The sequence below is a fragment of the Bifidobacterium miconis genome (assembly GCF_019331735.1).
Taxonomy (GTDB): domain Bacteria; phylum Actinomycetota; class Actinomycetes; order Actinomycetales; family Bifidobacteriaceae; genus Bifidobacterium; species Bifidobacterium miconis.
Genome location: NZ_JAHBBH010000064.1, coordinates 1 through 9158, shown reverse-complemented (window position 1 = coordinate 9158; position 9158 = coordinate 1). Strand labels below are relative to the sequence as shown.

General features: G+C 63.7%; 6 protein-coding genes. 1 reads left to right on the top strand and 5 read right to left on the bottom strand.

The features are described 5' to 3' along the window. The 4 genes from KIH79_RS12355 to KIH79_RS12340 form a co-directional block, all read right to left on the bottom strand. On the bottom strand, nucleotides 1-1097 hold a 1097-nt coding region (locus tag KIH79_RS12355; RefSeq protein ID WP_219059646.1), incomplete at its 3' end, for an ABC transporter family substrate-binding protein. Nucleotides 1098-1484: 387 nt separating this feature from the next. Further along, complete coding sequence (locus KIH79_RS12350) at nucleotides 1485-3659, bottom strand: ABC transporter ATP-binding protein (RefSeq protein ID WP_236023853.1); 2175 nt, start codon at nucleotides 3657-3659, stop codon at nucleotides 1485-1487. Between the two features lie 24 nt (nucleotides 3660-3683). Next, nucleotides 3684-4700, bottom strand: a complete 1017-nt coding sequence (locus KIH79_RS12345; RefSeq protein ID WP_219059645.1) for an ABC transporter permease — start codon at nucleotides 4698-4700, stop codon at nucleotides 3684-3686. Nucleotides 4701-4720: 20 nt separating this feature from the next. Further along, nucleotides 4721-5704 (bottom strand): ABC transporter permease, encoded by a 984-nt coding sequence (locus KIH79_RS12340; protein WP_219059644.1) that lies wholly within the window; start codon nucleotides 5702-5704, stop codon nucleotides 4721-4723. Nucleotides 5705-5967: 263 nt separating this feature from the next. On the opposite strand from KIH79_RS12340, the gene KIH79_RS12335 reads away from it, so the two are divergent. Further along, nucleotides 5968-7470, top strand: a complete 1503-nt coding sequence (locus KIH79_RS12335; protein WP_219059643.1) for a C1 family peptidase — start codon at nucleotides 5968-5970, stop codon at nucleotides 7468-7470. Nucleotides 7471-7800: 330 nt separating this feature from the next. Here the strand turns inward: KIH79_RS12335 and KIH79_RS12330 are convergent, their stop codons facing one another. Then, entirely contained in the window at nucleotides 7801-8778 is a 978-nt protein-coding gene (locus tag KIH79_RS12330; RefSeq protein WP_219059642.1) for an aldo/keto reductase family protein, read from the bottom strand. Between the last annotated feature and the right edge of the window lie 380 nt (nucleotides 8779-9158).

Here is a 9158-nt window from a genome sequence, read left to right as displayed (position 1 = left end):
TGGTAGGCGATCTTGTTCCAGGTCTCGTTGTCGAACGCCTGGCTGATGGCCTTGCGCACGGCGATGTCCTTCAGGGCGCCGGCCTTGGTGTTGTAGGTGAACACGTAGGTGGCCAGCGAGTAGCCGAGGCGCAGCTGGATGTCCTTCATGCTCTTGATGGCGGCCAGGTTGTCCTTGGAGCCAGCGGAGATGGAGTCAAGCTCGCCGTTCTTGAAGGCGTTGAGCGCGGCGGCGTCCTCCATGTACTTGAAGGTGATCTTCTCCAGCTTCGGCTTCTCGCCCCACCACTTCTCGTTCGGGACGAACACGGTGCTGTCCTTGTCGGTGGACTGCACCTTGAACGGGCCGGCGGCCCACTCGTTGTGCGGGTTGTCGATCCAGCCGGAGGTGTAGGTCTTGGCGTCCAGCGAGTTGTGGTTCAGCAGGTTCTGGAACAGCGCCTGGTACGGATAGTACGGCTCGGAGAAGGTGACCACGGCCTGCTTGTCGCTGGTACCGGCCTTGACGCTGGCGATCTTGTCGTAGCCGTCGGTGGAAGCCGGGGTGTAGTTAGCGTCCTTGCCGTTGGAGGTCTTCCAAGTGGACTCGAAGTCCTTCCAAGTGATGTCGGTACCGTCGTTCCACTTGGCCTTCGGGTTGATGTCGTAGGTCACAACCAGCGGATCAGAGCTGGTGACCTCGACCTTGGACAGGAAGTCCGGGTTCGGGGAGACTTCGCCGTCAGCGGTGTAGTCCCACAGCTGCGGCATGTAGAGCTGCCAGAAGGTGCCCATGTACAGCGTGTTGCCGTCGGTGTTCAGGGAGTTCCAGTTGGCGGTGTAGGTGGTGCCCAGCGTCAGGGTGCCGCCGTCCTTGATGTTGTCGCGCTCCTGCGGGTTGTTGTAGGTCTTGGACGCGTCCGGGGTCGGAAGGGTGCCCTTCCAGTTGGCGATGTCGATGCCCTCGGCCGGCTCCTCCTGAGTGGAGGCGGTGGTGTTGCTGCCGTTGTCAGAGCTGTTGGTGTTGGAGTTGTTCGCACCGCAGCCGGACAGCAGCATGGCCACTGCCGACACGACGGCGCCAGCCGCAAACAGGCGCTCCTTCATCGAGTTAGTCATTGAATAATCCTCTCAATCTTCCACCGGCGGCGTATCGCAGCCGGCACCTCGGCCTTTCCCGAACGGCAAACCGTCCGAAGTGCAGTCGCCGCGTTGCCGCGGCGGCGCTCGCGTCCAGCCGACCGATGGGCTGTCCGCAATTCCGGGCCTGACTTTATCGCCCTTGTGTTAACAGAAATCGTTAACGTGGACGAAACCATCAAGTTCTGGGGTTCATTGTTCCTGACCCCACACCCCAACGGCTCGGAATGTCCACGAAGCGGATGCCCCTTGTCCATTTATGGGATAGATCACACGCCACCACAGCATCGTCGCAACATGCAAAAGCCCGGCAATCCCCGAAACGTTTCGGGGATTGCCGGGCTCATATCGGAGTATCACTCAGGCTCAGGCCATCGCGGCGAAGTGGCAGGCGACCTGACGGTCCTCGCCGGACCACTGGTGCAGCTTCGGCGGCTGCGTGTCGCACATGCGGCGCTGTTCCTCGCTCAGTGTAAGGCGCAGCGGGCAGCGGGACGCGAACGGGCAGCCCTCGATCTTCTCGGTCGGGCTGGGCAGTTCGCCCTGCAGCACGATGCGGTTGTGCGTGCGCTCGTACTGCGGGTCCGGCGCGGGCATGGCGCTCAGCAGGGCCTCGGTGTACGGGTGCAGCGGATGGTCGAAGATGTCGTCGGTCGGGCCGAGCTCCACGATGCGGCCGAGGTACATGACCGCGACGCGGCTGGAGATGTGGCGGATGACCGACAGGTTGTGGGCCACGAACAGGTAGGCGACGCCGAGCTTGTTCTGCAGGTCTTCGAGCAGGTTGATCACGCCGGCCTGAATGGACACGTCGAGCGCGGAGACCGGCTCGTCGAGCAGGATCAGCTGCGGGTTCACGGCAAGCGCACGCGCGATGGCGATGCGCTGGCGCTGGCCGCCGGAGAACTGCGTCGGGAAACGGTCGACCTGATCCGGGTTGAGCTCGACGAGCTTCATGAGCTCGTCGATGCGCGTGTTGATCTCAGCCTTGCTCTTGTGCAGCACCTTGAGCGGCTCGGCGAGAATGTCGTAGACGGGCAGACGCGGGTCGAGCGAGCTCATCGGGTCCTGGAACACGTACTGGACGTGGCTGTGCAGGTCGCGCTTGGTCTGGCGGCTCATCTTTTCGCCGACCTTCTGGCCGAACAGCGTGATCGAACCGGACTCGGGCTTCTTGAGGTCCATGATCTCGAGCAGCGTGGTCGACTTGCCGGAGCCGGACTCGCCCACGAGCGCGACGGTCTCGCCCTCGCGCACGTCGAGCGTCACGTCGTCGACGGCCTTGACCACGCCGATCTTGCGGCGCAGGAATCCGCCGGAAGTCAGCGGGAACGTCTTCTTCAAATCCTTGACGTCGAGCACCACCGCACGATCCTCGCGCGGCACGCCGTCGAACTTGGACTTGATGCCCTCGCCCACCTGGTACACGTCGCGGAACGTGAGGTTCTTCGAGACGATCTCGCCGGAACGGTAGCAGGCGGCCACCTGGCCGTCGCGGCCGACCACGGGCAGCAGGTCCGGCTCGGCGGTGCGGCACTTGTCCTCGGCCATGGGGCAGCGCGGCGCGAACGGGCAGCCCTTGGGCAGGTTGACGAGGTTCGTCGGGGAACCCGGGATCGGCACGAGTCGGCTGGACTTGCTCTTGTCCGGACGCGGCACGGCGCCCAGCAGGCCCATGGTGTACGGCATGACCGGACGGTAGAAGATGTCGTCGACCGAGCCCTTTTCGACCGGGCGGCCGGCGTACATGATGATGATCTCGTCGGCGATGCCGGCGATCACGCCCAGATCGTGCGTGATGAAGATCAGGGCCGCGCCCGTCTCCTGCTGCGCCTTCTTGAGCACGTCGAGCACCTGCGCCTGGATCGTCACGTCCAGTGCGGTGGTCGGCTCGTCGGCGATGATCACGTCGGGGTCGTTGGCGATGGCCATGGCGATGACCACGCGCTGGCGCATGCCGCCGGAGAACTGGTGCGGATACGACTTGAGGCGCTCCTCCGCGTTCGGGATGCCGACGAGGGTGAGCAGTTCGATGGAGCGCTTGCGCACGTCCTCGGCGCTCATCTTCGGGTTGTGGATGGTCAGGGCCTCGGCCATCTGCTCGCCGATGCTGAACACCGGGGTCAGGGCGGACAGTGGGTCCTGGAAGACCATCGCGATGCCCTTGCCACGGATCTTGCTCATCTCGGCGTCGCTCTTGGTGAGCAGCTCCTCGCCGTGGTAGGTGATGGAGCCCTCGACCTTGGCGTTGGAGTCCAGCAGGCCCATGATCGACATGGACGTGACGGACTTGCCGGAACCGGACTCGCCGATGATGCCGAGCGTCTCGCCGCGGTGCAGCTGGAAGTTCATGCCGCGCACGGCGTGGACGGTGCCGGCCTCGGAGGCGAAGCTGACGCGCAGGTCCTTGACCTCGAGCACCGGGGCGCTCTTGTCGTTCGGATCGTACGTCGACTTGCTCGCGAGCGTTTCGCTCGCCACCGGGACGGCCGGGGTCTGGGCGGCGTCGGCCGCGGGCTTGGTTTTGCGGAACATATTCATGGTGATTGTCTACCTCACTTGGCCTTACTTGGCCTTGCCGCCGGAGCGGGAGTACGGGTCGATGGCGTCGCGCAGGCCGTCGCCGATCAGCTGGACGGAGAAGGTGACCATGATCAGCACGATGGACGGGAAGATGAGCACCCACGGGGCGGTGAGCACCACGGACTGGCCGTCGTTGAGCAGCGTACCCAGCGAGGTGTCCGGGGCCTTGATGCCGAGGCCCAAGAAGCTCAGCGAGGTTTCGGAGCTGACCGCGCCGACCACGCCGAGCACCGTGTTGATGATGAGCACGGAGCCGAGGTTCGGCACAAGGTGGCGCAGGATGATGCGGAACGAGCCGACGCCCATGAACTTGGCCGCGCGCACGTAGTCGAGCTCGCGCAGGCTCATGGTCAGCGTGCGCAGGACTCGCGCGTAGCCGATCCAGCCGAACGCGACGAGGCCGAAGATCAGCCACAGCCAGCCGCTCATGCCGGCCGAGGAACGCACGATCATGGCGATGAGCAGGAAGGACGGGACGACGAGCAGCATGTCGAGGATCCACATGCCGATGCGCTCGACCCAGCCCTGGAAGAAGGCGATGGAGGTGCCGATGATCGCGGCGAGAATGGTGGTGCCGATGGAGCTGATGATGCCGATGGCGAGCGAACGGCCGAGGCCGCGGACCACCATGGCGTACATGTCGGAGCCGCCGCCGGTGGTGCCGAACCAGTGGTCGGCGTTCGGCGCGGTGCCCAGCGACAGGAAGTCGAGGTCCTCGTAGTGCCACTTGCCGAACTTGGAGCCGACAAGGGCGAAGATGACGAGCAGGATGAGCATGACGAGGCCCACCACCGCGGACGGGCGGCGGAAGAAGCGGCGCACGTACAGCGTCATGCGGCCGGTGCGCTTGAACTCGCCCTCGGCCTTGTTGTTGCCGTCGATCGCCTTGGCCTCCTCGTCGAGGACGGCGTCGGCCACGGCCGCGTCCTGCGGGTCGAGGTCGAGTTGGGCTTCCGCGGTTTCGGATTTGGTCGCGTTGTTCGCGTTGTCATTTGCCATGATCGTTGTTCCTTTCCGCGTCAGCTCAGGCGAATGCGCGGGTCGAGCCACGCCGCGAGGATGTCGGCGAGCAGGGCGCCGGTCAGCGTGCACACGCCACCGAACGCGGCGATGCAGACCGAGCCGTTGATGTCGTTGCCGTTGATCGCGGTCACGAAGTAGCGGCCGAGGCCGTTGACAGCGAACACCGTTTCGGTGATGACCGCGCCGGTGAACACGCCGGTGATCGAGAACGCGATGTTCACGGTGGTCGGGATGAGGGAGGTGCGCAGCGCGTGCTTGCGGATAGCCTGGTTGAGCGTCAGGCCCTTGGCGCGGGCCGTGCGCACGTAGTCGGAGTTCATCGAGTCAAGCAGGTAGGTGCGCTGGGTCAGGTGGTAGCTCACGGTGCCCGGGATGGCCATGACGATCGTCGGCAGGATGATGTGCTGCAGGAAGTCGAGCAGCCACAGGAACGGGTTGGAGCCCTGATACGACGACAGGCCGGTCACGTAGAAGATGCGCGTGCCGACGCCGTTGTTGATCGCGATGGCGATGAGCACGACGAACAGGCCGAGCACGGCCGGCGGGATGACGAGGAAGAAGGTCGCGATGATGTTGAGCGTGCGATCCTGCCACTTGTACTGGCGGATGGCCGTGTACACGCCGATGCTCACGCCGGCAACGATGCCGATGATCGTGGCGAGCGTGACGAGCTCCACGGACGTCCAGATACGCGACGCGATGGCCGGTCCGACCGGCGACTGGTCAGGCGCCAGGCCCCAGTCCCAACGCGTGAAAATGGCCTTCAGCCAGCGGAAATAGCGAACAAGAATCGGAGTCTGGTCGTTGATATTGGCCAGATCCAGCGAATGGTTGATGGACGCAACCGGCGGATGCGGATGACGATCCATGTAGTTTGAGCGCGGATCCATGAACGCGCTGGCGAGGAAGTACGTCATCGACACTGCCACGAACAGCATGACGACATAATTCACAATGCGTTTGACGATGTACTTGAGCACCTTCACCTCCCGAAAAATGACTATAGGAATAATACCCCGGTCACTATGTCCCCAAAGTCGAATCCAACATGTGAGACGACCCATTGACACATAGTCGGAACGGCGGTAATGGCTCAACCCCCGCAAACTAAGGCCACAGGAACAGTTTGTAAATTTTTGGTTTCATCTTGCTGTAAGGGGCCGACCTAGACTGGCTGAGGCGCCCGTTTGGCGACCATAGGTATTGACAAGACAGACCAAATCGTATATGGAGGCATGACTTCATGACCAGCGACGCATCGGCGATCAAGCCGGAACTGCTGCGCGAATACAGCGAGTCATTCAACAAGGATCGAGCGAACCTCATCGCCGCGGACGCAGCCGTCTCGGCGGGCGTGCTCAAGGCCGCCACGGACTACCGCGGCGTGCGCGAGCTGCCGCGCGACTTCTCGGTCGAACTCAAGCAGGGATCCATCACCAACCAGGAGCACTCCGGCCGCTGCTGGATGTTCGCGTCGCTCAACACGCTGCGCTATGAACTCATGCACCGATGGAACCTCGAGGACTTCGAGTTCTCCGAGACCTACCTGTTCTTCTGGGATGCGATGGAGAAGTCCAACACGTACCTCGAGAACGTGCTCGCCACGCTTGACGAGCCGACCGATAGCCGCACGTTCGACGCCGTGAACGCCGGCCCGTCCGACGACGGCGGCTGGTGGCAGATGTTCGCCGCGCTCGTCAACAAGTACGGCCTGGTGCCCAAGAGCGCATACCCGGAGTCCGCGAACTCGCGCAACTCCTCCGACTTCAAGCAGTACCTCAACTCCAAGCTGCGCGAGTTCGCGCGCGACCTGCGCCGCCGCCACGCCGCCGGCGAGGGCCTCGACGCACTGCGCACCGCCAAGGACGAGCAGATGTCCGTCGTCTACCGCTTCTGCGCGATCGCGCTCGGCGAGCCGCCGGCCAAGTTCGACTGGGCTGCGTACACGAAGGACGACAAGGACAAGGACGGCAAGGGCTGCTGCAAGTCCGACGACAAGTGCGGCAAGCAGGACGGCTGCAAGTGCGGCGACGAGTGCAAGTGCGAGGCCGACGGCAAGTCCTGCAAGTGCGGCGAGAAGTCCGATGACAAGAAGCACTCCGGCATCGACGACCGTCCGGTCATCCGCGAGACCGGCATCACGCCGCTCGAGTTCTACAAGAAGTACGTCCCGGTCGACGTCAACGACTTCGCGTCGCTGTGCAACTCGCCGATGACCGCCACGCCGTTCGGCAAGCGCTACGTCATCAAGTTCAGCGCAAACGTCGCCGAAGCCGGCGACATGGAGTTCGTCAACGTGCCGCTCGACGTGTTCAAGAAGGCCGCGGTCGACCAGCTCACCGCCGGCCATCCGATCTGGTTCGCCTGCGACTGCACGCAGTTCGCGCTGCGCCACGACGGCTTCTTCGACCAGTCCGTCGTGCGTGTCGACCAGCTGTTCGGCACCGAGTTCACGCTCGACAAGGCCGACGGCCTCGAATACTCCGACAGCCCGAGCAACCACGCCATGACCTTCACCGGCGTGAACATCGAGGACGGCAAGCCGAACCGCTGGAAGGTCGAGAACAGCTGGGGCAAGGACAGCGGCAAGGACGGCTACTACGTCATGTCCGACGCGTGGTTCGACCGCTTCGTCACCGAGATCATCATCCGCAAGGAATACCTCGACGACGCCACGCGCGAGCTGCTGACCGCCGAACCGGTCGTGCTCGAACCCTGGCAGCCGCTCACCCGCCGCTGCATCTGATACGTCATCGTCCTTTTTCCTCGGCTCCCCTTGTCAGGACGTTGCCGTGAAGCAAACAGCGGAGCTGTTTGTAGGCAACGTGCGAGCCGACAGGCGAGCCGGCGGAGCGCGGGCATGAGCCCGTCCGCAATTACAGGACGAGCTGTCACGCAGTGACTGAGGGGTAGTTGGAACCCATCACGTCACATTCATCCGATACGTCAGATGCAACGCAGTAAGGCCCCATTGCCGCGACAGGCAATGGGGCCTTATATGTATGTCATGCGCGCAACCGCAGGAGAGAAACGGCCAAAGCCGCACGGTCGCGCGCAAGTTTTAATTGGCTCCTAATCAGCCGACGTGACGCTCGAAGCGCTTGAAGCCGAGGATGTCGTCGATCTGCTTGAGCGCGTCGGCCGGAATCTCCACGCCGGACGCGGCGATGTTCGACTCGAGCTGGCTCGGCTTGCTCGCACCGACGATCACGGAGCTGATCACCGGCAGACGCAGGATCCACGCCAGCGCCAGCACCGGCATCTTCACGCCCAGCTCGTCGGCGATCTTGCTCAGCCGCTCGACCTTGTCGAGATTCTCGTCGGTGAGCAGGTTGTTGATCTGGTGATCGGACTGCCAGGTCGCGCGCGAACCGGCCGGCAGCGGCTGTCCCTTGCGGTACTTGCCGGTCAGCAGGCCCTGCGCGAGCGGGGAGAACGGCGTGATGCCGATGCCGTAGCGCTCGCACGTCTCGACGATCTCGTGCTCGATATAGCGGTCGACCATGTTGTACTGCGGCTGGACCACGGTCAGCGGGTGCAGGCCGCGCTCGGAGATGATGCGCTCGGCGCGCTCGAGACGCGCGGCGCTCCACTCCTCGGAAACGCCGTAATACAGGATCTTGCCCTGGTCGACGAGGTCGCTCAGCGCCTGCAGCGTCTCCTCGAGCGGCGTGGTCGTGTCGAAGCGGTGGCAGTAGTACAGGTCGATGTAGTCGGTGCCGAGGTTCTTCAGGCTGCGCTCGCAGTTGTTGAAGATGTGCTTGCGGCTGAGGCCACGGCCGTTGACGCTCTTGCCGGTGCCGAAGAAGACCTTGCTGGAGATGACCACGTCCTCGCGGTCGTGCTTGGCGATGAAGCGGCCGAGGAAGCGCTCGGCGTCGCCGCCCGAGTACGCGTCCGCGCAGTCGTAGAAGTTGACGCCCGCGTCGAACGCCGCATCGGCGATGGCCATCGCGTTGTCGACGGCGGCGGTGTCCTCGAGGCGAGTCATCCAGCTGCCGAGGGCGATCTCGCTGACCTTGATGCCGGCCTTGCCTACGTTGCGATACTTCATGGTGTTGCTCCGTTTCCGGTGTTGCCCGTTATTCGTGGTATCCTCGCGCCGCATCGTTCGCGGCGTCGTTCTTGAATCGTGTCGTAACACACTGTAGAGGTTCAACCCCACTTGAACGCAACCCGGCGACACGCCGATGCCGGCGCCGGTCGCAACGCAACAGGCCGTAAGTATGCGGCCACAACGAACGGTCTGCGGGCTTACGGCCGTTTCCACCATCCGAAACGACCGCAAGCCCGCAGAGGCATCGTCATGGCCGCATACTTACGGCCTGTTTCAGCTCGGGCAACCGCACGCGACGCGAGCACCGAACACAGACGGCACGAGAACCGGACGTGTGCGGCGCACGTAACGTGCGGCACGCTTAGCGGCGGGTCATC